The organism is Streptomyces sp. NPDC044064 (assembly GCF_056434245.1).
On the sequence record NZ_JBWKFN010000001.1, the window covers coordinates 144,771 to 169,039 of the forward strand.

Below are 24,269 nucleotides of genomic sequence, written 5' to 3' on the forward strand. Positions count from 1 at the left end.
AACACCCCTGCGCGCGGCCGCGGCGGCCTGGCCCGCCGTCCGTCGGCACGGCCGCGGCGGCAGCACTCAGCATTCCTCCGTACGGCGGGGGTCAGCCGTCACGAGCGTGGCGAGCAGCACAGCGAGCGCCGCGACCGCGGCAACCGCTGCCGCCGTGCCGGCGAGCCACGGAGGGGCCAGGAGTGCGGACCGGAGCCAGGTCCGGCCCTGGTGGCCGAAGGTGCCACCGAGTACCTGTACCGCCGCGAGCGCGGCGGTGAACAGCAGTGTCACGGTGGCCGCGGCCAGCCGGACCGGTACCGGCCGCGCCGGCAGTACGAGGGCCAGCAGGACGCAGAGCCCCGAGGCGGCCAGAGTGGCCTGCAGGAGAGGTTGGGACAGGTCCTCCCAGTAGCGCGGTGCGTGGGCCGCGCCGCAGAGGAACACCAGCAGGGCGGCGACTCGGGCCAGCCACCCGGGCGCCTTCGGGGACCCGGACCCGCCGTCCGGGGTGCGCTCGCCGGTCCGCCGGGGCCCCGGGGCGGCCTCGTCCGGTACCGGGGTGGCCTCGTCCGGTACCAGGGCAACCTCGTTCGGTACCAGGGCAACCTCGTCCGGCGCCGGGGTGGCCTCGTCCAGTGCCGGAACGGCGATGGCGACGGCGGGCTGCGCGTCGGCAGGCACCGGGGCCGGCTCGACGGGCACCGGGGCCGGCTCGACGGGCACCGGGACCACCGGTTCGGGCAGCGCCGTCCCGTGCGCGGGCCGCTCGGCGGCAAGGCGGGCGATCAGCTCGGCGAGCTCCTCGACGGGGCGGCCGACGGCCACCGCCTCGACCGCGGCACGCACGCAGTGGGGCTCCACGGGGGTGCTGCGCAGCAGTTCCATCAGCCGGGTGACCTCCTCCAGCGGGCGGCACTCGGCGGCGGCGCGGATCGCCTCGTCGGCGCTGCCGCTGGTGCGGGGCGGCCGGGTGAGGAGGGTGACCAAGCGGGTGACGTCCTCCAGGGACCGGCCGACACCGGCCGCGCGCAGCGCTTCGGCGGTGGTCCGGGCGTGCTCGGGCCGCCGTTCCAGCAGGGTGATGAGCCGGACGACGTCCTCCAGGGGGCGGTCGGCGACAGCCGCGCGGACCAGACCGGGCAGGGGATCCTCGTAGGGGTCCTGCGCACACGGGGCCTCGGGGCTCGTCCCCAGGAGCGCCTCGGGCCAGGTATCGGGGTCGGGGGACGGGGTGGCGACCGCGGTGGCGGCCGGTGCGGCGGGTATGCCGGTGGAGTCGTCGGGACGGGGCGACGGAGAGCTGGTCATCTGGGCTCCAGGGGAAGGGTGCGGCCACACCGGCGTGCCGCGCGCGGCGCGGAATCACGCAGTCCGCGGGGCGGAGTCACGCAGTCCATTACTAAGAGCGCGTACGACGCCCCGCCACCCGGGTGCGGCACAGGTGTGAAGTGCGCGGTACCAGGTCCGTACGGGCCCCTCCCCACGGCCGCGACCCTGCAGTACCGTCTTCTCCCGCCCAGGTGCGTCACGCCACCCACGAGGCGCATTCTTGTGTCATCCACCCGGCGGTACGGGACGAGGTAGGGCCCATGGCTGGGAGCGGAGAGCCGGCGGTCCGGTCGCGGGCGCGGCTGACCACGCTGCTGGTCGACGCCTCGACCGGCGCGCTCGGCGCGGCCGGAGGGCGCGTGGCGGGCGTGTACCTGCGCTCCAGCACCCCGGGGCTGCTGCGCCTCGCGGTGCTCGTCGGGCTGCCCGGCCCGCTGTTCCGGCCCTGGTGGCGACTGCACGTCGGCCGGCCCTTCCCGGTGGCCGACGCCTACCGGCTGGGCGTCCAGGTGGTGCTGTCGAACGCCACGGACACGGTGCGCCGGTATCCCCAGTTCGCGGCGGGTCTGCCCTTCCCGTTCGGCTCGGTGCACGTGCCCGTGCCGGGCGGGAGCGAGCCCCTGGGGGTGCTCAGCGTGCTGCGGCCGGCGGCGACGGACACCGTGGACGAGCTGCTGGACCGCGAACTGCTCGCACGGCTCGCCGAGGGCCTCGGAGCCGAGCTGCTCGCTCTCGCCGACGGGGACGAGGCCGTCATCGCCTGGGACGGGGAACCCCATTGTGTACGTCCGCCCGCCACCCGGCCCGCACAGGCGCGCGTGGGGCGGTTCACCTGGGATCCGGAAACGTCGGCGGTGCACCCGGACGACCGGCTGTATGCGCTGCTCGGGCTGGATCCGGCGGAGTTCGCGGGGACCGGCCCGGCGCTCGCGGACGCCGTGTCCCCGGCCGAGGCGCACCGGATCCTGGCCGCGCTGCGCGACGCGGGCGCCGGGAAGCCGCCCGCCGCGCCCCTGAACGTGTGGTCGGAGGAAGGGACCCCGCGGCTCGTCGACCTGGCCCCGGCGACCGAGCCCGGCGAGGCGTCCCTGGTCGCCGGAACCGTCTTCGACCCCGGCCCGGGTGCCTCCGCGGACGGCGCGGCCGACATGCTGCCGCAAGGGGTGTTCTGCCTGGACCGGCTCGGGCTGCTCGTGTACGTCAACGCGGCCGCGGCGCGCATGGCGGGCCAGGAGCGGGCGTGGCTGCTCGGCCGTTCGCTGTGGGAGGCGATGCCATGGCTGGGCGGTCCGCCGTACGACGACCATCTGCGCAGCGTGCTGCTGTCCCAGGAGCCGGTGCACGTGCACGTCCGGCGTCCGGCCGCGGACCGTGCAGCAACCGGTGAGGGCGACTGGCTCGCCCTCTCGGTGCATCCCGGCCCGGACATCCTGACCTGCACGCTCGTCCCGGCCAGCCATGTCGACGCGCCCGCCGAACCCTCCTCCGAAGCCCCGGCCGAGGCCGAGCCGCACACCCCGGAGGACTCGGTGCCCGGCGATCACTCGCTGACGCCGCTGTACCGGCCCATCGCCCTCGCCATCGCGCTGACGGACGCCGTGACCGCCCGGCAGGTGTCTGCGGTCGTGATGCAGGAGCTGCTGCCCGCGTTCGGCGGCCGCCACCTGGCCATCTACCTGCTCCAGGACCGGCATCTGTACCTGGCCTGGGAGACCGGATTCCCGCAGGGCTTCCTCTCCCCCTTCGAGGGCGTCGGCCTCGACGCGCACCTGCCCGGCGTGGAGACCCTCACGACCGGCCGTCCGATCTTCTTCGAGTCCATGCAGCAACTGGCGGCCACCTACCCGGGCATACCCCTGGACGCCGAGGAGGGCGCCCGTGCCTTCCTGCCGCTGATCGCGTCCGGGCGGCCGGTCGGCTCCTGCATCCTCGGCTTCGACCGGTCGCGCAGCTTCAGCACGGAGGAGCAGACGGTCCTGACCGCGCTCGCCGGGCTGATCGCGCACGCGATGGAGAAGGCCCAGCGCTACGACACCGAGGCCGCGCTCGCCCGCGGCCTGCAGCAGGCCCTGCTGCCCCGGCGGCTGTCGGCGCACCCGCAGGTGGAGACGGCGGGCCGCTATCTGCCGGGCACCCAGGGCATGGACGTGGGCGGTGACTGGTACGACGTCGTCGAGGCCGGGGACGGGCTGGCGCTGGTCATCGGCGATGTGCAGGGGCACGGGGTGCAGGCGGCGGCCACCATGGGCCAGCTGCGCAGCGCCGTACGCGCCTTCGCGCTCGGCGACCGGCCGCCCGACGAGGTGCTGAGCGGCACGAACCACCTGCTCATCGACCTCGACCCGGGCCAGTTCGCCAGCTGTTGCTACGTTCGTCTCGACCCGGCCACCGGGCAGGCCCGGGCAGCCCGGGCGGGACATCCGCCGCCGCTGCTGCGCCGCCCCGACGGACGTACCGAGGTGCTGGACATCCCGGGCGGTGTCGTCCTCGGGGTGGATCCGTGCGCCCAGTACCCGGTGACCGATCTGTTGTTGGAGCCGGACGCGATCCTCGCCCTGTACACCGACGGCCTCGTGGAGCGGCCCGGCGCCGACATCGACGACGGCATCACCGCGCTGCGCCTCGCGCTGGCGAGGGCCGGCGGGGTCGCCGGACGGCGCGGCGGCCGGTCCCTGGCCGGGGTCGCCGACCGGATCACCGCCACCGCCCGGCACTCCGTCGACCGCCCCGACGACGTGGCGCTGCTGCTCGCCACCCGGCGCACCCCGCACCGCCGGTGACCGGAGCCCGCCGCCGGAACAGGTGGCTCTCGCCTCGGGCGACGGCCTCGCCTGACGGGGCCGGGCAGTGTAGACATGGGCACATGGTGCGTCTGCCCGGCCGGTCCGAGACCCGGCCGTCCCGTCCTTCCGGGAAACCGCGCGCACCGCAGGGCCCGCGGAAGGACACTGCGGGCGCGAAGGGCGGCCGTCCGGGCGTGCTGCGGGCGGCGGTGACCGGGCGCAGCGTCGCCGGGCAGGTGTTCCTGCTCCAGGTGGTGATCGTGCTGCTGCTGGTCGTCTCGGCCGTGGTGGCGCAGGTGCTCCAGGTGCAGCGCGACAGCACCAGGGAGGCCCTCAACCGCTCCATGGCCGTCGCCCAGACGTTCGCCAACGCGCCCGGCACGGCGGCCGCGCTGCGCGCCCCGGATCCGACGGCCATCCTGCAGCCGAAGGCCGAGGCCGCCCGCAAGGGGTCGGACGTGGACTTCGTCGTGGTGATGAACACCGACGGCATCCGCTACACCCATCCCGATCCGGACCGCATCGGCAAGAAGTTCGTCGGGACCATCGCGCCGGCGCTGGCCGGGGGCACGGTCGTCGAGGAGATCCACGGGACGATAGGCGAACTGGTACAGGTCGTCGTGCCCGTGAAGGACTCCAGCGGCAAGGTGGTCGGCCTGGTCTCGTCCGGCATCACCACCGAGCACGTGGGCGGGGCCGCCGACCAGCAGCTGCCCCTGCTGCTCGCGGCGGCCGCGGCGGCACTCGCGCTGGCCACCGGGGGCACGGCCCTGGTCAGCAGGCGCCTGTTGCGCCAGACGCACGGCCTCGGCCCGTACGAGATGACCCGGATGTACGAGCACCACGACGCGGTGCTGCACGCCGTCCGCGAGGGCGTGCTCATCGTGGGCGGCGACGGCCGGCTGGTGCTCGCCAACGACGAGGCGCAGCGGCTGCTGGACCTGCCCGAGGACGCCGAGCAGCGTCATGTGCTGGAGCTGGGTCTGGACGACGACACGGCCGGGCTGCTGGCCTCCGGGCGGGTCGCCACGGACGAGGTGCATCTGGTCAAGGACCGGCTGCTGGCCGTCAACCAGCGCCCCACCGACCTGCGCGGCGGCCCGGCCGGCAGCGTCACCACGCTGCGCGACTCCACGGAGCTGCGCGCCCTGTCGGGCCGCGCGGAGGTGGCGCGCGAGCGGCTGAACATGCTGTACGACGCCGGCGTGGGCATCGGCACCAGCCTGGACGTGGCCCGCACGGCGCAGGAACTGGCCGAGCTGGCCGTGCCGCGGTTCGCGGACTACGTCACCGTGGACCTGTTCGACCCGGTGCTGAGCGGGGAGGAGCCGAGGCCCGGGACCTCGCTGCGCCGGGCGGCCTGCAACGGCGTCCGCGACGACGCCCCGCTGTATTCGGTGGGCGAGCGCATCCGGTTCGTGCCGACCTCGCCGCAGGCCCGGAGTCTGACGACCGGGCAGTCCGTGATCGAGCCGGTGCTGCGGGAGGCGCCCGGCTGGCTCGCCCAGGACCTGGAGCGCACTGGGCAGATCGTGGCCCACGGCATCCACTCCCTGATCACCATTCCGCTGCGGGCGGGCACCCTGGTGCTCGGTGTGGCCAACTTCTATCGGTCGGAGAAGCCGCAGCCGTTCGACGCCGAGGACCTGGCCCTCGCCGAGGAACTGGTCGCGCGGGCCGCCGTGTCCATCGACAACGCCCGCCGCTACACCCGTGAGCACAGCATGGCGGTGACCCTCCAGCGGAGCCTGCTGCCGCGCTCCCTGCCGGAGCAGGGCGCCCTGGAGATCGCCTACCGCTATCTGCCGGCGCAGGCGGGGGTGGGCGGCGACTGGTTCGACGTACTGCCGCTGTCCGGCACCCGGGTGGCCATGGTGGTGGGGGACGTCGTGGGCCACGGACTCCACGCGGCGGCGACGATGGGCCGGCTGCGCACGGCGGTGCACAACTTCTCCTCGCTCGATCTGCCGCCCGATGAACTTCTCGGTCTGCTGGACGAGCTGGTGGGCCGGATCGACCAGGACGAGACCCCGGCCGACGGCGCCGCCGCGGTCACCGGCGCGACCTGCCTGTACGCGGTGTACGACCCGGTGTCGCGGGTCTGCACGGTGGCCCGGGCCGGCCATCCGCCGCCCGCGCTGGTGCACCCCGACGGCCGCGTGGAGTTCCCGGACGTGCCCGCCGGTCCCCCGCTGGGCCTCGGCGGGCTGCCGTTCGAGACGGCCGACCTGGAGCTGAAGGAGGGCAGCCGCCTCGTCCTGTACACCGACGGCCTGGTGGAGGACCGGGACCGGGACATCGACGAGGGGCTCGAACTGCTGCGCGAGGCCCTCGGCCGGGCGCCCGGCGCCTCGCCCGAGGACACCTGCCGGGCGGTGCTCGACAGCCTCCCGAACCGGCCCAGCGACGACGTCGCGCTGATCGTGGCCAGCACCCGTGTCCTCGGCGCCGACCGGGTCGCCGAGTGGCAGGTGCCCTCGGATCCGGTGGCCGTCTCCGAAGTACGGGCCTCGGTCACCCGGCTGCTGGCCGAATGGGACCTGGACGAGCTGTCGTTCACGACGGAGCTGATCCTGAGCGAGCTGGTCACCAACGCCATCCGCTACGGACGCGGGCCGATCGGCGTACGGCTGCTGCGCGACCGCACGCTGATCTGCGAGGTCTCCGACCGCAGCACGACCTCCCCGCATCTGCGGTACGCGGCCACCACCGACGAGGGAGGCCGCGGCCTGTTCCTCGTCGCCCAGCTCGCCGAGCGCTGGGGCACCCGCTACACCCACAACGGCAAGATCATCTGGGCGGAGCAGCCGCTGCCCTGAGCCCGGCAGGGCGGTCAGCCCAGGGCGCGGTCCAGGTTGAACGCGGCGCTGATGAGGGACAGGTGGGTGAACGCCTGCGGGAAGTTGCCCTGCTGCTCGCCGGTGCGGCCGATCTCCTCGGCGTACAGGCCGAGGTGGTTGGCGTAGGTGAGCATCTTCTCGAAGGCCAGCCGGGCCTCGTCCAGCCGGCCGGCCCGGACCAGTGCCTCGACGTACCAGAAGGAGCAGATGGAGAAGGTGCCCTCGTCGCCGCGCAGCCCGTCGGGGCTGGCCTGCGGGTCGTAGCGGTAGACGAGGGAGTCGGAGACCAGGTCCTCGGAGAGGGCGTCCAGGGTGGACAGCCACTTGGGGTCGGTCGGCGCGATGAACTTGGCCAGCGGCATCATCAGCACCGAGGCGTCGAGCACATCGGCGCCCTCGTACTGCACGAAGGCGTTGCGGCGCTCCGACCAGCCGCGCTCCATGATCCGCCGGTAGATGTCGTCCCGGGCCTGGCGCCAGCGGCGGTGGTCGGCGGGCAGCCCGCGGTGGGTGGCGAGGCGGATGGCCCGCTCGATGGCGACCCAGCACATCAGCCGCGAGTACAGGAAGTTCTTGCGGCCGCCGCGGGTCTCCCACACGCCCTCGTCGGGCTGGTCCCAGTGGTCGCACACCCAGTTGACGAGGTGGGACACGTCGTCCCACTGGCCGCTGGAGATGGGCTCGGCCCACTTGTCGTAGAGGTAGATCGAGTCGATCAGGGCGCCGTAGATGTCCAGCTGGAGCTGGTCGGCGGCGGCGTTGCCGACCCGGACCGGGGCGGAGCCGAGGTGTCCCTCCAGGTGGGGCAGTTCGCGTTCGGGCAGGTCGGCACGGCCGTCGATGCCGTACATGATCTGCAGCGGGCCGGAGCCGTCGCCGCAGCCGGGGCTGATGTGCGTGGTCAGGAACTTCATGAAGGCCGCGGCCTCGCTGCTGAAGCCGAGCCTGAGCAGGGCGTAGACCGCGAAGGCGGCGTCGCGGACCCACACGTAGCGGTAGTCCCAGTTGCGCTCGCCGCCGAGCTGCTCGGGCAGGCTGGTGGTGGGCGCGGCGACGATGGCGCCGGTGGGGGCGTAGGTGAGGAGCTTGAGGGTGAGGGCGGAGCGGTGCACCATCTCGCGCCAGCGGCCCCGGTAGCGGGACTGGTGCAGCCAGCGCCGCCAGTACGCGACGGTGGCGTTGAACTCGTACTCGGCCTCGGCGTGGGCGCAGCCGCGGGGGGCCACCTCGGTGCCGAGCTGGTCCAGGGCGAACACCGCCGTCTCACCCTCGCTCAGCTTGAAGTCGGCCCGCGCGTCCCGGCCGTCGCACTCCACGACGGCGGTGGCCGTGAGGGCGAGGGACAGCTTGGCGGACTCGAAGACGACGAGGCCGTCGAGGGTGCGCAGGGTGTGCGGGTCGGAGCCGTAGTCGAAGCGCGGGGCGATCAGGGCCCGGAAGGGCACGGTGCCGCGGACGCACACCACGCGCCGGATGAGCCGGTGCCGGCCCTCGACGTCGGACGCCTCTCCGCGGACCGGCATGAAGTCCTGGACCTCGCCGACGCCGTCCTCGGTGAAGAACCGCGTGATCAGCACGTTGGTGTCCGGGAAGTAGAACTGTTTGGTGCGCGCGGGTACGGCGGCGGCCAGCTCGAAGCGGCCGCCGCGCTCGGCGTCGAGGATGGCCGCGAAGACGCTGGGTGCGTCGAAGGACGGGGAGCAGTACCAGTCGATCGTGCCGTTGGTGCCGACCAGGGCGACGCTGCGCAGATCGCCGATGAGGCCGTGTTCGGCGATCGGCAGGTAGCGGGGACTCCCGGACAGGTCCTGCGGGAAGGGGATGTCGGCCATCGCTCGGGCCTCCCGGTGCGGTGTGCGGGCTGCATTCCAGCTCGGGCTGCATTCCAGCTTAGGGCGAGTGCCCCGGCGCCGGGCGGGCAGACGCCTGTCACCCGGCGCCGCGGCGCCTTCCGGATGCAGGCTGCGGCGAGGCGCGGAATGGTGAGAGTGTGCCCCGTTCGGCGGCACCGGCACGGATGCGGTCATCCGGACCGAGGAGGAGGCATCATGTCGACATCCACACCCGAAGAGTCCCGTTCGTCCGACGACCACTGCACCCCGGACGCCCTGCTCCACTCCGCTCCGCCGAGGGACGTCACCGCGGAGGACCTGGTGATGGCAGCGGGCAGGGACGTCACTCCGGCGAACCTCGACTGGGCGCGCCGCAAGCTGGAGACCGAGGGCCAGGCAGCCGTGGAGAAGCTGCTGCCCTAGGGCGGTCCGGGGAATCAGAGGACACCAACGGGGAGGCGCCGGGCAGGGGCGCGCGGGTCGGTACGGCAGCCCGCCCGGCGCCCTGTGCTGCCCCTACAGCGGGCCGTGACCGCCGTCGCGAAACCGACTGCCACCGCCGTCGCGAAACCGGCTGCCGGCAGGCGCTCAGGTCTGCCGGGTGCCGCCGCGTCCACAGGCGGCGGCGAGGAGCAGCGCGGCGAGGGCGGTCAGGGCCGTGCCCTGCCAGCCGAGGGTGCTGAGCAGGGGTGCGGCGAGGCCGGTGCCGACGGCGCCGACCGTGAAGTACAGCACGAGGTAGACGCTGCTGAGGCTGCCGGAGCGCTGGGGGTCGAGGGCGATGACGCGGCTCTGGTTGGCGGCCTGGGCGGCGAAGCAGCCGGCGTCGCAGAGCGCGAGTCCGGCTGCCGTGACCCACGGGGTGTTCAGGCCGGTGGCGAGGAGGGCCACTCCAGCCGCGGCGGCCGCCATGGAAGCGGTGATCACGGCGCTGGGACCGTACCGGTCGGCCAGGCGTCCGGTGAGCGGGAGTGCGGCGAAACCGAGGACTCCGGCCAGGCTGTACAGGCCGATGATGGTCGGGCCGAGGGAGTGGGGCGGCTGGGCCAGAGCCAGCGCGAGGGCGACCCAGACGAGGTTGAAGGCGAAGTACCACAGCCCGCCGGTGGCCACCGCCCGGCGCAGCTGCGGGTGGCGGCGCAGCAGTGGGGGAAGCGAGCCGAGGGTCGCGCGGTAGCCGCCGCCGGAGTGCGGCCGCTGCCGGGGCAGGAGCGTGGCGGCGGCGACCGCCCCGAGGAGGGCGAGGGCGGCGAACACGAGGAGCATCCGCCGCCAGCCGAGGACGTCCGCGAGGGTTCCCCCCGCCAGCCGGCTGAGCAGGATGCCGGCCGACATGCCGGCGGCCACGGTGGCGACTCCCGTTCCCCGGCTCCCGGGCGGGGCGTGCCGGCCCGCGATGCTGCCGGCCTGGGCCGCGACACTGGCGGCCGCGCCGATGAGCAGGTAGGCGGCCAGGAGCGCGAACGCACCGGGTGCTTCCGCGGCGAGGGTGAGGGCGGCGGCCAGGGCGGTGAGCTGTGCGGCCACCAGGCGGTTGGGCGCCAGGTGGTCGGTGAGCGGGAGCAGGAGGGCGAAGCCCGTCATACAGCCGGCGAGTGCGGCGGTCGGCACGAGGCCGATCACGGAGAGGGGGACGCCGAGGTCGGCGGCGACCGCGGTGAGCGCGGGCTGCAGGGCGTAGTTGTTGGCGATCGCCGTCCCGGCTATGGAGGCGAGCAGGAACGTGCCGCCTCGGGGAAGGGGGTGGGTCACGGCTGTGCGCCCCGGGTGAGGACGACGGCGTAGCGGCACTCGGCGTCGGTGGCGTTGACGAATGCGCGCTCGGCGGGCTCGCCGAGTTCGATGGTGTCGCCCGCGTCGAGTTCGTGGACCGTGTCGCCGTCGTGGAAGGTCAGACGGCCGTCGAGGACCCAGACGACCTGGCGGACGAAGGCGAAGGCCGCGGCCGGGTACGGCACCCGGGCACCGGCGGGCAGGCGGATCTCGGCGATCTCCGCGGGGAAGTGCGGTCCGGTGATCTGGCGGCGCCGGTAGCCGGTGCCGGGGTCGCGCCACTCGGGCGCGTCGTCCCGGCGGCGCACTCCCGCGACGCCGTCCGTGCGGCCCTGCGGTCCTTCCTCCTCCTGCGCTCCTTCGGCGAGGGCGAGCAGGGAGGCGACGCTCAGCTGGAAGGCGGCGGACAGCTTGCCGAGGACGACGGCGGTGGGGCTGCTCTCGCCGCGCTCGATCCTGCTGATCATGGCCTGGGAGACACCTGAGGCGTCCGCGAGCCGGGCCAGGGTCCAGCGGCGGCGCTCCCGCTCGGTGCGGACACGGGCCGCGATCCGCCCCACCAGAGGATCTACCATGTTGGACATGAATCCAATATACGAGAGAAGTCGGGCCGTGACCGTACGGCCGGCACACTCCGGCGACGCGGAGGCGATCCGCGCGATCCGCAACCACGCGGTCGAGCACTCGACGGCCCTGTGGACGCAGACCCCGCAGTCCCCCGCCGAGGGGGCGGCCTGGCTGGCCGCTCACCTGGAGCGCGGCTCGGCGTTCGTGGCCGAGGTGGCGGGCGAGGTGGCGGGGTTCGCGGCCTACGGCCCGTGGCGGAGCCTGGACGGGTACCGGCACACGGTGGAGGACTCGGTCTACGTCCGCGAGGACCGGCACGGGCTCGGCATCGGCTCCGCACTGCTCGCCACCCTCGTCGCAGCCGCCCGCGAGGCGGGCCACCACGTGGTCATCGCGGATATCGAGGCCGGCAACACCGCGTCGATCCGGCTGCACGAGCGGTTCGGGTTCCAGCACGTCGGAACGGTCCCGGAGGTCGGCACCAAGTTCGGCCGGTGGCTCGACCTGGCCATCATGCGGCTGCCCCTGACCTGAGCCACCGGCAGCCGCCGCGGACGGGGCGATCAGGGGCCGAGCCGCGGTGTACAGGTGCCGTGCCGGGCTTAGCCGCCACGCCGGCAGACCTGTGCCAGATCGTGCGGGGAACCACGGGGAACCACGGGGAATCAACGGACGTGCCACCGGTCGGGGAGGCCCTGCCGCAGCAGTTCAGCCCCCGCAGCAGGCCCTGGATCACCTCAGCTTTCCAAGCTGAGGGCTCGACACACATCGACAGCGTGGCCGAGGCCGGCGGGGTGCGGCGAGGCACACGCGCACTGATCGGTCGGCGCACCCGCCATCGTGGCTGACTGTCGTCGGCTGAGGTTCGTGCCACAACCGTGCCAGATGCAGGGGTCAGCCACGGTCAACAAAGGGGACCTACGGTCCGGTTTCGCCTCACCAGGTCTCGAAACCCCAGGTCAGTGGCATGGAGCGATTGTTCCCGTCTGGATCTGTGCCGGCGGCCACAGCGAACGGGATGCACGCAGGCTCATACTGAGCCATGACCAAGCCTGCTGCGCCCAAGCGCCACTTGCCCACCAGCCCCTTTAAAGCCCCGGTCACACCGGCTCCCAAGCACTTCGCCGTGGGCGACCAGGTCACACACGACATGTATGGCCTCGGCCGAGTAGTCGGCATCGAGGACGGAGTCGCGGCGCTCGTGGATTTCGGCTCGGCGCAAATGCGGATCTTGAGCCCGTACGCCAAGATGACCAAACTGTAGGACCGCTGTGCCCGGTCCCGGCACACCAGGGCCCCTTCCGGGACACCTGCAATGAAAGAGAGTCCTCTCATCGATCTGACGTCGCTGTTTTCCGCCCTGGAAGGGCAACCCCGCTGCTCCACTGCAGCGTCGCCGCCTCCGGCGACCAACCCCTTCCAGGCCCCTGACTTCGGAGAAGACGAGACCTTGCCGCTGGAGGACGCACAGGAGCCCGCCTCGGGCGTACGCGCGGCGCGGCCCAAGGCGACTTAGCTCCACGAATGACGGTGGCTCCGGCAACGTTCACCGTCGTTCGGACGAGACCGTGTGCCGGGTCCTTCCCGCAGCCGGGCCACCCGTGCACACAGGTGTACGGCCCTGCACTACGAGCCCCGACGAGGCGCCAACAGACTTGGAATACATGTTGGCCCGAGGTGCCGTCTCGGCTCGGGAGGGCGTCAGTTTCTCGCTTCCGGGCCCCAGCGTTCAGGCCCCACTCCACGCCAGTCGATCCACGGGGCCTCCGCCACCTCCGCCGGGTCGATCTCCAGCCCGGCTCGGCGGAGGAACTCGGCGACGTCGGCCACGTTGTGGGCCAGGCCGAGGATCTCGCCGTCCACGCGGACCCGCCGGCCGCCTGTCGGTGACGGCGGATGAACGATCACACGAATCGGGCCGGACATGCCTTCAGGATCATCTGGGACATGCGGCCCCGCATTCCAGGGCGTCATGGATGAAGCCACTTTCTCACGTGTCCGTCCGGCCGTCCCAGGTCACGCAGTAGCCGCTCGTCGAGCTGCCGATGGGCGGCACTCCACTCCTGCTGCGCCTTGGCGAGGTCGCCGGGAAACGATCGCATGGCTAGATTCAAGCATGTGTTCGATTTTATGGTCCATTGAAGAAGCTGCCGGGCGACGTTGTCGCGCCACACCTCGGCGGGGAAGGCAAGCCGTGGACGATCAGGTCTGGGGCAGCGAATCCTGGGTGAAGCTCGGGCCGTCTCTGGGCCGTCCGAGGCCGCTCGGTAGTGGCCTACGACGCGGGCGGTCTCGCGGTTGAGCTGGAGATCGCGGGCAATGGTCGTTGCGAGGGCTGCCTCGCCCAGCGTGTGGCCGTGACCGGCGTACTGCCAGTCCCTCAGGACGAGGACGGTGTCGGGCTGGACGTCGTCCAGGCCGAGGGCTTTGCGCTCTTGGGTGGCGCGGTAGTCGGCGCGCTCCTGGCGCAGGACCCCGAGGGTGGTGCAGTAGGTGCGCGACTTGGACGAGAAGCGCCCGCGGAAGCCGAGCACGTGCGCCCGGGCCCACAGGCGCCGGTCCGGGTACAGGTTGTCCAGATCACGGCACGCCGTGATGAGCCGCCGGGCGTGGTCGGGGACTTGGTGACGGTCGAGCTCGGCGAGTTCACCGATGCGGCGGTCCAGGGTGCCGGTGTTCTCGGCAGCCTTGGTGGCGTACTTGGCCACGTACGACGCGACGGCCTGTTCGACCGATGTGTACGAGTGCGCGGCGCCGGCGCGCATCGCGCCCCTGAGGAGGTCTACCGTGGCCCAGACGGGCGGTGGCGTTCCGGGCCCCTCCGGGCCGTCGAGGCGTACGACGGCGTGAAAGTGCAGAGCTCCGCGCTTCTGGAATTCGGCGACCTTGCTGTACGAGACGCGAGGGTGAGCAGCCAGTTCCCGGCGAGGCAGGCCGACGCGGGCGGCGAGTTCGCGGCGCACGTTGACCGTTACCGACACGGTCCCGCGCGACAACACGGCCGACGTTCAGAGGGGTGATCCTCTTGAACTGGCCCTTTCCTGTGAGCACGGCCGTGCCACGCCCGCTGGACCGTTCGAGGGACGGCGTGCAGCAAACGGATTGACGACTGTCCGAAGCGCCATGACGTGAGGCAGACCTCCTTCTGTTCCCCCCCCTCAGACCCGGAGGTCCTGCATGGCTCGGCTCCTCACGGCCGGTATCGTCTCGGCGGCGCTGATCACGCTGGGAATTCCGGCGACCACCGCTGTCGCCGCCCCTTCCACCTGTTTCGGCATTCCCGCGACGCTCACCGGCTCGGGAACCCTCACCGGTACGCCGGGGCGTGACGTCATCGTCGGCTCCACAGGGGCCGACGTGATCGACGGCCGCGGCGGCAACGACATCATCTGCGGCCTCGGCGGCGACGACCGCCTGATCGGCGGCCTCGGCAACGACCGGATCGACGGCGGTGACGGCAACGACGCGATCCGCGGTGACGTGTCCGTCTTGAGCGGGGATGCCAAGGGCGGCGGCAACGACGTCCTGTACGGCCGTGCCGGCGACGACGACATGGTGGGGGACTCGCAGAGCAACAGTGGCAACGCCGAGGGAGGCGGCAACGACGTCATGTACGGCGGTGACGGAGCCGACTTCATGGTGGGCGACTCGGAGACCGACTCCAACGGCAACGCCAAGGGCGGGGGCAACGACCGGATCTACGGCGAAGACGGCGACGACGAGCACATCACCGGCGACAGCGTGGCCCTCGGCGGCAATGCCGAGGGCGGCGGCCGGGACTGCCTGGAGGGCGGCAACGGCAACGACGGCCTGCTCGGCGACTCGGCCGCACCCTTCCAGGGTTCCGGAACCGGAGCGGGCGACGACGTGCTCCGTTCCGGACCGGGTACCGCCGAAAGCATCGTCGGGGACAGCGAAGGCATCGACGGCGTCCATGGGAACGGCGGCGACGACATCATCGATCTCGGCGCCGACGGCGGCATCTTCGCCATCGGCGACCACAACATCGGCGACCCCGCGGGCGGGCAGGCGACCGGGGCGGGCAACGACCGGATCACCGGCGGCACGGCGGACGAGCTCCTCTTCGGTGACAGCTCGGTCGGCGACGCCTCCCGGACGTTCGCGGGCAAGGACGTGATCGACGGACGCGGCGGCGACGACCGCCTCTTCGGCGACAACGTGAACTTCGACGGAGACGCGAGCGTCGGCACGGCCGGCGGCCGGGACGTGTTGCGCGGTGGCACCGGCAACGACGCCATCTTCGCAGGCCCCGCCAACGATCTTCTGGACGGCGGCGCGAACACCGACTCCTGCGACGGCGAAGCCGGCAACCACGACGTCGCCCTGCGCTGCGAGTCCGTCACCAACGTTCCCTGACCCCTGACCCGACTGGCTGGTCTGCGTCTGTTCCAGGCAGCAATACGGCCACTCCTGCGTGATCGGACGGCCACAGTCCATCGGGGGTCCGTTCCTTCACACGATCTCCGATGACTTCGGCCACTGACGCGGACAGCCGCGGGCGTTGGCAGAAGACGCCTGCCAACCGCAATGGATTGACCCGTCGGGCTGCTGACGGCGTGCTCGAACGGCCACGTCAGCGGCCCTGGTCGGACCGACATGATCCTCTGGTGCTCCTGTCCGAGAAGGAGGAGCCGCTACATGTCCGCCCATCGATTGGCCTTGGCCGGCCTGGTGTCCGCCGCCGCGGTGGTGCTCCCGGCGCCACTCGCCCACGCCCAACTCCGAGCCCACCTCGCCATCGTGTCCGCGACAGTGCCCGTGCGCTGCTCGGTCCCGGATCTCGTCTCCGCAATCACCGCGGCCAACACCTCGCCGGGCCCCGACACCCTCAGGCTCTCCAGGAATTGCGTCTACCGGCTTACGGCCCCCGACACCGCCCACCCCGCCAACGGTCTGCCGACCATCAGCAGTGAGATCACGATCGAGGGCCGCGGCGCGACGATCACCCGTGCCAAGTCCGCACCGGCCTTCCGTATCCTCGCCGTGGACGAACACGGCACTCTGACGCTCAACCAGGCCACCATCAGCAATGGGGCGGCGACGGACTGCCCGTTGTTCCCCGGGCAGGCGGTCTGCGGCGGCGGAATCTCCAACCTGGGCACGTTGACGGTGAACGACAGCAAGGTGCGCCGCAACACCGCCACGTCTGACCTCCCCGTCGAGGGTGGGGGCATCGACAACGACGGCACGGCAACCATCAACAACACCGAGATCAGCCACAACACCGCCATCTACACCGGCAGCGACCTGGGCTCGGCCGACGGCGGCGGCATCGCCAATGACGGACCGCTGACGGTGAAGCGCAGCAAGGTGGCCGAGAACTCCGTCAGCGTCACGGCGGACACCGGCAGCTTCGCGTTCGGCGCGGGCCAGGCCTCCTTCGGTGATGCAAAGGTCGAGCACAGTACGTTCACCGGGAACCGCGCCAGTGCCCCGGGCGGCTTCGCGCGCGCCGCACTGACCATCTCCGACCCGAGCACGTTGACCGTCACCGACACAGTCCTGCGCGACAACACGGCCGACGCCCCACGCGGACAGGCCCAGGGCGGCGCAATCGCGGGCAACTCCCGAATGATCGTGACGCGGACCCTCATCACCGGCAACCACGTCACCGCTCAGGACGGCACCGCGCAGGGCGCCGGGATCAGAGTCGCCAGCATCGGCTCGCTCACCCTGAGCGGCAGTTCCATCAGCGGCAACACTGCCCGCGCCACGGGAAACAACGGCATCGCCGAGGGCGCCGGCATCGACAACCCCACCGGCGGTTCGGTGACGGCCGACCAGTCATCGATCACCGGCAACACCACGTACGCCTCCCACAGCACCTCCCGGGGCGGCGGGCTCTTCCAGGCCGTCGGCTCGGCAGTGCTGACCAAGAGCACCGTCACCGACAACAGAGCGGGCGACGGGGGTGGCATCTTCAAACAGTCCGGCACGGTCACGCTGAACAACACGCAGGTTCGGCGCAACCACCCGAACAATTGCAGCCCGACGGGCAGCATCCCTGGCTGCACTGGCTGACACTGTGTCGAGGAGCCGACCAGCAGCCGTTCGAGTAGTTCCCGCCCCACGCCCTGTATGACCGTCTCCGACCGATCTCTCTAGAGATCTTTACGAGTGCGGGTTACAAGATCTCAGGCGGGGCGGCGTTGGTCTGACCCGGGGAAAGTGCCGGGCCAGCGGGTGACGGGTGGGCGAGGTCGGAGCGTTGGCGGCAGGTGAACGTGGTCGGCTGGCTCCGGCATCCCACGTCGACAACCTGTGCCAGGACGGGCCGGGCCGCTGGTCGAAGCGCGCCCGGTGGGGTGCCTCCTGGTGCAGAAGGAGGAACCCTGATGTCGTGGCAGTGCTTCCGAGCGCAGAGGCCGGACCGTGGTGTCCGACGATCGCGTCCGGGACGGCTCCTGGCCGCGGCCGGCCTGACAGCCTGCGCCGTGACGGTAGTTCCGGCCCCGTTCGCCCATGCCGCCACCATGGACGTGCGATGCTCGGTCCGGGATCTGGTCGAAGCGATCAACACTGCCAACACCTCACCGGGCGCCGACACCCTCCGGCTGTCCAGCAGGTGCACCTACAAGCTGACATCTCCGGATGCGGCCAGTCCCGCCAACGGCCTGCCCGTCATCACCAGCGCGATCATCATCGACGGCAACAGTGCGACGATCACGCGCGCCAAGTCCGCCCCGGACTTCCGCATCCTCCTGGTCGACGAGGAAGGCACCCTGACGCTCAACAGGACCACCATCAGTGGCGGCCGGGCAACGGACTGCCCCCTCTTCCCCGGAGAGGCGGTCTGCGGGGGCGGCATCAACAACCAGGGAACCCTGACGGTGAACCACAGCAAGGTGGTCCACAACGCCGCCGATTCCTCCACCGACGGCCTCTTTGCAGAAGGCGGCGGCATCGACAGCGACGGCTCCGCGACCGTGAACGACACCGATGTCAGCGACAACACCGCCATCTACACCGGAGCCACCGGAAGCAGCGCCGACGGCGGCGGCATTGCCAACGACGGTCCTCTCACGCTCAGCCAGAGCCGCGTGAGCGGCAACACCGTGCGCGTCACCGAGAACACCAACAGCTTCGCGTTCGGCGCCGGCCACGCCGCTTTCGCGGAGACGTCGGTCGACCACAGCACCATCAGCGGCAACCGCGCCGACGCTCCCGGCGGCACCGCGCTCGCCGCTCTGGCCACCGGCACGCCGGTACCGGGCCAGACGACCGGGTTGACCGTGACCGACAGCGTCATCACCCGGAACACCGCTTGTGCCCCGGGCGGTATCGCCATTGGCGGCGGGGTCGGGACCAACTTCCCCGTGTCGTTGATCCGCACCCGTGTTACCGAGAACACCGCCACCGCCCCCAGCGGCACCGCCCGGGGCGGCGCGATCCAGGTGGGCCGCTTCGGCGAGCTCACCCTGAACAGCAGCACCGTGCGGGACAACGCTGCCCGTGCTTCCGGCGGCACGGCGCAGGGTGGCGGCATCGGCAACGCCACGGGTGGCACCGTGACGAGTCATCAGTCAGACATCAGCGGCAACACCGCCAAAGCCGGGAATGGCGGTACCGCCCAGGGCGGGGGCATCTTCCATGCCATCGGCTCCACCACCCTGAACGACAGCACCGTCACCGGCAACAAAGCCGACGACGGAGGCGGCATCTTCAAAGCCTCCGGCACGGTCACGCTGAACAACACCGTGGTCAAGCGGAACAAGCCGAACAACTGCGCCCCGCAGAACAGCGTTCCTGGCTGCACTGGCTGAGCCCATCGGCGGGCCCCGCCAAGAGCGGTACGGGCCCGCCTGAATCCGACACCGCAGCCCTTCTGGGCGTCCGTTCAGGGGTGCATCCCAGCGCCCGCCCTCGCTGCCTGGCGGTCCCTGAGTACGCGATGCTTCGGTGCGGCCCCTGAACTCGGCGCCGCACCGTCGACGACCACTCAGGTGAGTGCGGTGACCGACGGAACCACCAGAGTCTTCACGTGGGAGGAAGACGCACGCATCGAGGTCCGCAACCTCGGCGGAGAGATCGCCATCGAAGCCAACGCCGCCGGGCTGAAGACCCTGGCCGGCCATCTCCTCGCACTCGCCCAGGACGGCACACCGGATGGCGCTCACCTCCACCTGGAGGAGCACAACGGACTCGAAGAGGGCTCCGCAAGTCTGGTCTTGGAGAGGTGCGACGGCGAATGACTCGTGCCAGACGCGTACCAGATCGTGCGGGGAACCACGGGGAACAGCGAGCAACCCATTCACAGTCCACCAGGCGTCTACGTCCCTCCGCCGCAGGTGAAGCTGCGAACGCCCCCGGTCGGCCGCGCGGACAGTGTGCGAGCGGGCGCCGCACGAGCGACTCTGAATCGCCCGGTACGACAAAGCCGTCAGCACGCATTCGTCAACCGCCAGCACGCGTATGGTTGCGCAGCGTTGATCCGCTGCGCGATGCTTGCCCCGGCACGGTGGCCACCCGGTACGGCATGAACGTGGGGGAACTGTCTATGCGACTGCGGGCTGTTGTGCGCTGGCTCGGAGTCAACACCGAGGCGGTACTGGCGCTCGTGACGGCGGCGATCGTCGGCGCGCTCGGCCTGTCCGGTGCCGTGCCCACCCCGGTCGTCAACAGCGCCATCCTCGTCACCCTCGCAGCACTGTCGCTCTCCGTGTTGCGGGACCGTTGGAACGCCGAAACCGAGCCGAACGCGCGGGCGACCCTGCTCGCCGCCCACCAGTCGCTTGAGCAGCTGCCGGCGCACATCGAGCGGATCGGCGCCATCGAGGGGACACTCGCCGAGCGCCGGGCGGCCCTCGACGAAGGGTCCACCATCACGGTGCTGCGCGGGAACGACATCGACGAGTCCTTGACGGAGGCGCGGATCGAGGCGAAGGAGTGGATCTTCCGGGGCGGCACGGCGACGTTCGTACGGGCGGTCGTCCTCCCCGAGTGCGTAAAGCGCGCCCGCAGGAACCATCGCCCGCTGCGCGTCCGTATGGAGATCCTCGACCCCGGGAACGTCTCGCTCTGCGAGCGCTACGCCAACTTCTTCCGGTACGGCGTCGATAACCCCAACGAGGACGAGCAGACCTGGGACGCCAAGGGGACGCAGATGGAGCTGTTCGCCACCATCGTCGCCTCGTGTTGGTGGAAGCAACGCTATCCGTCGCTGGAAATCGCGGTCGCGCTCTCGCCGACCATGACCCTCTTCCGCTGGGACATGACCCAGAACCGCCTCCTCATCACCCAGCGCGGCCCGAGCTTCCCGGCGCTGATGATCAACGAGGGGCGCTTCTACTACGACTACTGGCGCAACGAACTGCAGGAACACTTCAACCAGGCACGCGAGTTGCTGCTCCGCAACGCGTGCCCTCTCAGCGAGCGTCCGACCGTCGACGAGGTGCGGGAGCTGTTCTCCCGGCTACAGTTGGAACTTCCGGGAGACTTCACCGACGACGATGTGGAACACATCATCACACAAGCTGTCAATGCCGAAAATCCCTACGCCTGAAGACGTCATCATCCCCGCTCTCCGCGGCGGCGATGCGGCCACCGTCCGGGAGTGGGCATGGTGCGCCCTGCGCACGATCGTTCCCGGGCGGACTGCCGCCCCCGCCGTGCAGCATCCGTTGGAGTTCACCTGCCTGCCGCTGTACCGGCATGGGTACAGCGGCCTTTGCCTGCATGTATGGCCGCAGGACGAGGAGATGGTCTCGCCCGTCGTCCACGCACACAGCTGGGACCTGTGGAGCTACGTCCTGTGCGGAACCGTCTTCAATCAGGTCGTCACCGTACGCGACTGCACCGAGCGTCCCGAGCACCGGCTGTACGAGGCGACGAGCGTGGGTCGCGTCGACGCGATCCGCGCAACGGAGCGCCTCGTCTCCTGCACACCCCAGGCCCCGCAGGAGATCCCCGTCGGGGGCATCTACCGGCTCTCCTCAGGTGTGTTCCACCGAAGCGGCCACCGTGGCCTCACCGCGACGATCGTGCTCGGCGAGCACCACGCGGAGCGCCAGAACCTCGTCCTCGGCCCCCTGGACGCAGCCCCACGACCCGACCTACCGCGCGTCGCCTGCCCCCCGCACGAGGTCCGCGACCTGGTGCAGCGCATCCTGGATCTCCAAAGTTGAGTGGTGCGGAAGTCCCTGGACTCGGCGTGGGCTGGTGGTTCTCTGGCGGGAATCGGTCCCCGCCCTCAGCGCCGTACGGCGCCTTCTCGCCCCGGGGTTTGGTGGCCCTCGAACACGGTCGGATCCAGCACCCCGACCGTACCCGCGCACCCACGGCCGGGCTCGGCATGCACTCGGGATTGCGTCCGCGTTCGTGCAAGTCAGGACACCAGCGGCTGGCGCAGCAAAGGGAGACTGCAAATCTGCCGAGCCCACGATCCGGGCCGCGGCTCGGGCCGTCTGTGGGCCGCCGAAGGGTGGCCCGCAGCAGCCAACAACAACCATTGACGGCCGCCCGAACGCAGGAGGTCGCTCCGGACCGACGCCGCTTCCTCCGCAACAAGGAGTCGGAGTGGCAGGAGTACCGGAGCGAGGTCACGGCATTAGATGACGGTATGTAACCCCTCTGTCCGGTTTGCCGTTGTGTGTGGATGAGGCGCAGCGATCAGTTGCTTGGGGTTGGCCGACACCGGGTACCGAGCGACGGAACTCAGTGAGCGGGAACCGGCTCGGACGACGACTGCCACTCCCGCCTGATCAGCCCGTAGACCCACGAGTCAGAGACCTCGCCGTTGACGACGCAGTCTTCCCGCAACGTCCCTTCACGCACGAAGCCGAGCTTCTCCAGCACGCGGGCGGAAGCCACGTTGCGTGTATCGGTCTCAGCTTGGACGCGATTCAGGTCCAGCGTGTCGAATGCCCACCGTAGCAGAGCGCGCGCGGCCTCGGTCGCGTAGCCGTGGCCCCACGCTGCATCGTCGAAGCAGTAGCCGAGCGACGCGCTGCGGTAGTCCGGATTCCACCTGTTCAGACTGCACCACCCGATGAACGCCCCGTCGGAGACACGATCTACGGCCAGCCGCGCCCCGGTGCCCTCCTGTGCCATCTGCCGGCAAGCCGTGATGAACTTCTCAGCGCGCTCGTGTTCGCTCCACGGTGGCGCGTCCCAGTAGCGCAGCACGTAGGCGCTGCTGTGCAGTGCGAAGAGGTCGTTCGCATCCGCGTCTTCGAAGGCACGCAGTCGAAGGCGAACGGTGTGCAACCCGGGGGCGGGCAGCGACGCCCTCATGTTCTCTCTCCTGATCGGTGGCCGATCAATCAGACATCCGATGCGGGTCACTCGCAACGGGTTTTCTCGGCGAGCCGAAAGAGCAATCCTTCTGAACGAACTGCGCTTCGATCGAGGTGCGAGTTACGTGCTTGACCATCCCTTGATGCTCGTCCCCGGCGACCAAGTGCTCGTCCTCACGGATCAGCAAGTGGTCATAAGGCGCGCGGCGGGACACGAGGACAGGCCCGTCGGCCACTGGACTCCGTGGTGCTGGACTTGGCGCCTCCTCTGACTTCGTCGGGCCAGATGGGCACCGACGTCGAGCGGTGATCGGCACCCCTGCACACCCGGCTGCGACACGAGCCTTCCGCGCGGTGCCCGGCGGCTGTCAGACTCCGGAAGATGCCCGACTTCGACATGCTCGTCATCGGATCCGGACCCGGCGGGCAGAAGGCCGCCATCGCCGCGGCCAAGCTCGGCCGCCGGGTCGCCGTCGTCGACCGCCCCGACATGCTCGGCGGGGTCTCCCTGCACACCGGCACCATTCCGTCCAAGACCCTGCGCGAGGCCGTGCTGTACCTGACCGGTCTCACCCAGCGCGACCTGTACGGGCAGAGCTACCGGCTCAAGGAGGACATCACCGTCGCCGACCTGACCGCGCGCACCCGGCACGTGGTCGGCCGTGAGGTGGACGTCGTCCGCAGCCAGCTCTCCCGCAACCACGTGGCCGTCCACTCGGGCACCGGCCGGTTCACCGACCCGCACACCGTCGCCCTGCGCGACGAGGTCACCGGTCATGAACGGCTGCTGAGCGCCGAGCACATCGTCATCGCCACCGGCACCCGGCCGGCCCGCCCGGACAGCGTGGCGTTCGACGGGCGCACGGTCATGGACTCGGACAACGTGCTCTCGCTGGAGCGGGTGCCGCGCTCGATGGTGATCGTGGGCGCCGGTGTGATCGGTATGGAGTACGCCTCGATGTTCGCCGCGCTCGGCAGCAAGGTGACGGTCGTCGAGAAGCGGCCCGCGATGCTGGATCTGTGTGACGTCGAGGTCGTGGAGTCGCTCAAGTACCACCTGCGGGACCTCGCCGTCACCTTCCGGTTCGGGGAGACCGTCGCCGCCGTCGAGCGCCATTCCCGCGGCACGCTGACGGTGTTGGAGAGCGGCAAGAAGATCCCCGCCGACACGGTGATGTACTCGGCCGGCCGTCAGGGCCTGACCGCCGGGCTCGACCTGGACCGGGCGGGGCTGAGGGCGGACGCGCGCGGCCGGATCGAGGTCGACGAGCACTACCGGACCGAGGTGCCGCACATCTACGCCGTCGGTGACGTCATCGGCTTCCCGGCGCTCGCGGCGACCTCCATGGAGCAGGGCCGGGCGGCGGCGTACCACGCGTGCGGGGAGCCGGTCGGGCAGATGCACGGCCTCCAGCCGATCGGTATCTACACGATTCCGGAGATCAGCTTCGTGGGCCGGACCGAGGACCAACTGACCGAGGACCGCGTCCCCTTCGAGGTCGGCGTCGCCCGCTACCGGGAGCTGGCCCGGGGCCAGATCATCGGGGACTCGCACGGCATGCTGAAGCTGCTGGTCTCCCCGGTGGACCGCACGCTGCTGGGCGTGCACTGCTTCGGCACCGGCGCCACCGAGCTGATCCACATCGGCCAGTCGGTGATGGGCTGCGGCGGCACGGTGGACTATCTGGTGGACGCGGTCTTCAACTACCCGACGCTGGCGGAGTCGTACAAAGTCGCCGCGCTGGACGCGACGAACCGGCTGCGCCAGATCGACCATGTGGCCGACTGAGAGGTATCAGAACAGGTCAGCGGACGTTACCGGTTGGTCATCTTGAAACGTCAATGAGTGACGCTATAGTCACACCCACACACGGTGACCGTCCGCCGACGCTCGGCAGCACGGTGTGT

The 24,269-nt window shown here is 71.1% G+C and carries 18 protein-coding genes and 1 pseudogene; 12 read left to right on the forward strand and 7 right to left on the reverse strand.

Translation table 11 applies throughout. The features are described from left to right. Positions 1-66 precede the first annotated feature (66 nt). Positions 67-1,290, reverse strand: a complete 1,224-nt coding sequence (locus AC07DS_RS00700; protein ID WP_479141344.1) for a hypothetical protein — start codon at positions 1,288-1,290, stop codon at positions 67-69. 281 nt (positions 1,291-1,571) lie between these two features. Between AC07DS_RS00700 and AC07DS_RS00705 the strand changes: the two genes are divergently transcribed. Together AC07DS_RS00705 and AC07DS_RS00710 are read left to right on the forward strand one after the other, a co-directional pair. Continuing rightward, positions 1,572-4,091 carry a SpoIIE family protein phosphatase gene (locus tag AC07DS_RS00705; RefSeq protein ID WP_479141346.1) on the forward strand — a complete coding sequence of 840 codons (2,520 nt, stop codon included), beginning with the start codon at positions 1,572-1,574 and terminating at the stop codon, positions 4,089-4,091. A gap of 83 nt (positions 4,092-4,174) precedes the next feature. After that, entirely contained in the window at positions 4,175-6,913 is a 2,739-nt protein-coding gene (locus tag AC07DS_RS00710; RefSeq protein WP_479141347.1) for a SpoIIE family protein phosphatase, read from the forward strand. 14 nt (positions 6,914-6,927) lie between these two features. Here AC07DS_RS00710 and AC07DS_RS00715 read toward each other — a convergent pair whose 3' ends face one another. After that, on the reverse strand, positions 6,928-8,766 hold the full coding sequence (locus tag AC07DS_RS00715) for a glycoside hydrolase family 15 protein (protein ID WP_479141349.1): 1,839 nt from the start codon (positions 8,764-8,766) through the stop codon (positions 6,928-6,930). A 216-nt stretch (positions 8,767-8,982) separates the two neighbouring features. On the opposite strand from AC07DS_RS00715, the gene AC07DS_RS00720 reads away from it, so the two are divergent. Then, on the forward strand, positions 8,983-9,189 hold the full coding sequence (locus AC07DS_RS00720; RefSeq protein ID WP_393478091.1) for a hypothetical protein: 207 nt from the start codon (positions 8,983-8,985) through the stop codon (positions 9,187-9,189). Between the two features lie 165 nt (positions 9,190-9,354). On the opposite strand, the gene AC07DS_RS00725 is transcribed toward AC07DS_RS00720, so the two are convergent. Together AC07DS_RS00725 and AC07DS_RS00730 are read right to left on the reverse strand one after the other, a co-directional pair. Continuing rightward, a complete protein-coding gene (locus AC07DS_RS00725) occupies positions 9,355-10,518 on the reverse strand; it encodes an MFS transporter (protein ID WP_479141351.1) in 1,164 nt (387 codons plus the stop codon). Continuing rightward, a complete protein-coding gene (locus AC07DS_RS00730; protein ID WP_479141353.1) occupies positions 10,515-11,123 on the reverse strand; it encodes a helix-turn-helix domain-containing protein in 609 nt (202 codons plus the stop codon). The genes AC07DS_RS00725 and AC07DS_RS00730 overlap by 4 nt, the downstream gene beginning before the upstream one ends. On the opposite strand from AC07DS_RS00730, the gene AC07DS_RS00735 reads away from it, so the two are divergent. Together AC07DS_RS00735 and AC07DS_RS00740 are read left to right on the forward strand one after the other, a co-directional pair. Continuing rightward, positions 11,122-11,640 (forward strand): N-acetyltransferase family protein, encoded by a 519-nt coding sequence (locus AC07DS_RS00735; RefSeq protein ID WP_479141355.1) that lies wholly within the window; start codon positions 11,122-11,124, stop codon positions 11,638-11,640. The genes AC07DS_RS00730 and AC07DS_RS00735 overlap by 2 nt on opposite strands. 508 nt (positions 11,641-12,148) lie before the next feature. Next, complete coding sequence (locus tag AC07DS_RS00740) at positions 12,149-12,370, forward strand: hypothetical protein (protein WP_479141357.1); 222 nt, start codon at positions 12,149-12,151, stop codon at positions 12,368-12,370. Positions 12,371-12,807: 437 nt separating this feature from the next. Here AC07DS_RS00740 and AC07DS_RS00745 read toward each other — a convergent pair whose 3' ends face one another. Together AC07DS_RS00745 and AC07DS_RS00750 are read right to left on the reverse strand one after the other, a co-directional pair. Beyond that, the gene (locus AC07DS_RS00745; protein ID WP_479141359.1) at positions 12,808-13,032 is read right to left on the reverse strand and encodes a hypothetical protein; all 225 of its coding nucleotides are present in this window, start codon (positions 13,030-13,032) and stop codon (positions 12,808-12,810) included. Positions 13,033-13,355: 323 nt separating this feature from the next. Further along, positions 13,356-14,078: pseudogene (locus AC07DS_RS00750) on the reverse strand (replication initiator); the annotation flags it as partial. 205 nt (positions 14,079-14,283) lie between these two features. Here AC07DS_RS00750 and AC07DS_RS00755 point away from each other — a divergent pair. The 6 genes from AC07DS_RS00755 to AC07DS_RS00780 all read left to right on the forward strand — a co-directional run bounded on the left by AC07DS_RS00755 (position 14,284) and on the right by AC07DS_RS00780 (position 21,251). Beyond that, entirely contained in the window at positions 14,284-15,483 is a 1,200-nt protein-coding gene (locus tag AC07DS_RS00755) for a calcium-binding protein (RefSeq protein WP_479141360.1), read from the forward strand. A gap of 282 nt (positions 15,484-15,765) precedes the next feature. Further along, positions 15,766-17,148, forward strand: a complete 1,383-nt coding sequence (locus tag AC07DS_RS00760; protein WP_479141362.1) for an autotransporter outer membrane beta-barrel domain-containing protein — start codon at positions 15,766-15,768, stop codon at positions 17,146-17,148. 452 nt (positions 17,149-17,600) lie between these two features. Next, entirely contained in the window at positions 17,601-18,890 is a 1,290-nt protein-coding gene (locus AC07DS_RS00765; protein ID WP_479141364.1) for a hypothetical protein, read from the forward strand. A gap of 189 nt (positions 18,891-19,079) precedes the next feature. Continuing rightward, entirely contained in the window at positions 19,080-19,319 is a 240-nt protein-coding gene (locus AC07DS_RS00770) for an Imm32 family immunity protein (protein ID WP_479141366.1), read from the forward strand. Between the two features lie 290 nt (positions 19,320-19,609). Continuing rightward, positions 19,610-20,629, forward strand: a complete 1,020-nt coding sequence (locus AC07DS_RS00775) for a hypothetical protein (RefSeq protein WP_479141368.1) — start codon at positions 19,610-19,612, stop codon at positions 20,627-20,629. After that, positions 20,607-21,251 carry a hypothetical protein gene (locus AC07DS_RS00780; protein ID WP_479141369.1) on the forward strand — a complete coding sequence of 215 codons (645 nt, stop codon included), beginning with the start codon at positions 20,607-20,609 and terminating at the stop codon, positions 21,249-21,251. Before AC07DS_RS00775 ends, AC07DS_RS00780 begins: the two co-directional genes overlap by 23 nt. Before the next feature lie 529 nt (positions 21,252-21,780). On the opposite strand, the gene AC07DS_RS00785 is transcribed toward AC07DS_RS00780, so the two are convergent. Further along, positions 21,781-22,359 (reverse strand): GNAT family N-acetyltransferase, encoded by a 579-nt coding sequence (locus AC07DS_RS00785; RefSeq protein ID WP_479141371.1) that lies wholly within the window; start codon positions 22,357-22,359, stop codon positions 21,781-21,783. Positions 22,360-22,743: 384 nt separating this feature from the next. Here AC07DS_RS00785 and sthA point away from each other — a divergent pair, with 384 nt between their 5' ends. Further along, complete coding sequence (sthA, locus tag AC07DS_RS00790; protein WP_479141373.1) at positions 22,744-24,150, forward strand: Si-specific NAD(P)(+) transhydrogenase; 1,407 nt, start codon at positions 22,744-22,746, stop codon at positions 24,148-24,150. Positions 24,151-24,269 lie beyond the last annotated feature (119 nt).

Coding starts and splice junctions, on each gene's coding strand:
- AC07DS_RS00780 (WP_479141369.1), top strand. CDS start 20,607: ATGCCGAAAATCCCTACGCCTGAAGACGTCATCATCCCCGCTCTCCGC.
- AC07DS_RS00745 (WP_479141359.1), bottom strand. CDS start 13,032: ATGTCCGGCCCGATTCGTGTGATCGTTCATCCGCCGTCACCGACAGGC.
- AC07DS_RS00730 (WP_479141353.1), bottom strand. CDS start 11,123: ATGTCCAACATGGTAGATCCTCTGGTGGGGCGGATCGCGGCCCGTGTC.
- AC07DS_RS00705 (WP_479141346.1), top strand. CDS start 1,572: ATGGCTGGGAGCGGAGAGCCGGCGGTCCGGTCGCGGGCGCGGCTGACC.
- AC07DS_RS00715 (WP_479141349.1), bottom strand. CDS start 8,766: ATGGCCGACATCCCCTTCCCGCAGGACCTGTCCGGGAGTCCCCGCTAC.
- AC07DS_RS00760 (WP_479141362.1), top strand. CDS start 15,766: ATGTCCGCCCATCGATTGGCCTTGGCCGGCCTGGTGTCCGCCGCCGCG.
- AC07DS_RS00765 (WP_479141364.1), top strand. CDS start 17,601: ATGGACGTGCGATGCTCGGTCCGGGATCTGGTCGAAGCGATCAACACT.
- sthA (WP_479141373.1), top strand. CDS start 22,744: ATGCCCGACTTCGACATGCTCGTCATCGGATCCGGACCCGGCGGGCAG.
- AC07DS_RS00720 (WP_393478091.1), top strand. CDS start 8,983: ATGTCGACATCCACACCCGAAGAGTCCCGTTCGTCCGACGACCACTGC.
- AC07DS_RS00735 (WP_479141355.1), top strand. CDS start 11,122: ATGAATCCAATATACGAGAGAAGTCGGGCCGTGACCGTACGGCCGGCA.
- AC07DS_RS00785 (WP_479141371.1), bottom strand. CDS start 22,359: ATGAGGGCGTCGCTGCCCGCCCCCGGGTTGCACACCGTTCGCCTTCGA.
- AC07DS_RS00700 (WP_479141344.1), bottom strand. CDS start 1,290: ATGACCAGCTCTCCGTCGCCCCGTCCCGACGACTCCACCGGCATACCC.
- AC07DS_RS00740 (WP_479141357.1), top strand. CDS start 12,149: ATGACCAAGCCTGCTGCGCCCAAGCGCCACTTGCCCACCAGCCCCTTT.
- AC07DS_RS00710 (WP_479141347.1), top strand. CDS start 4,175: ATGGTGCGTCTGCCCGGCCGGTCCGAGACCCGGCCGTCCCGTCCTTCC.
- AC07DS_RS00755 (WP_479141360.1), top strand. CDS start 14,284: ATGGCTCGGCTCCTCACGGCCGGTATCGTCTCGGCGGCGCTGATCACG.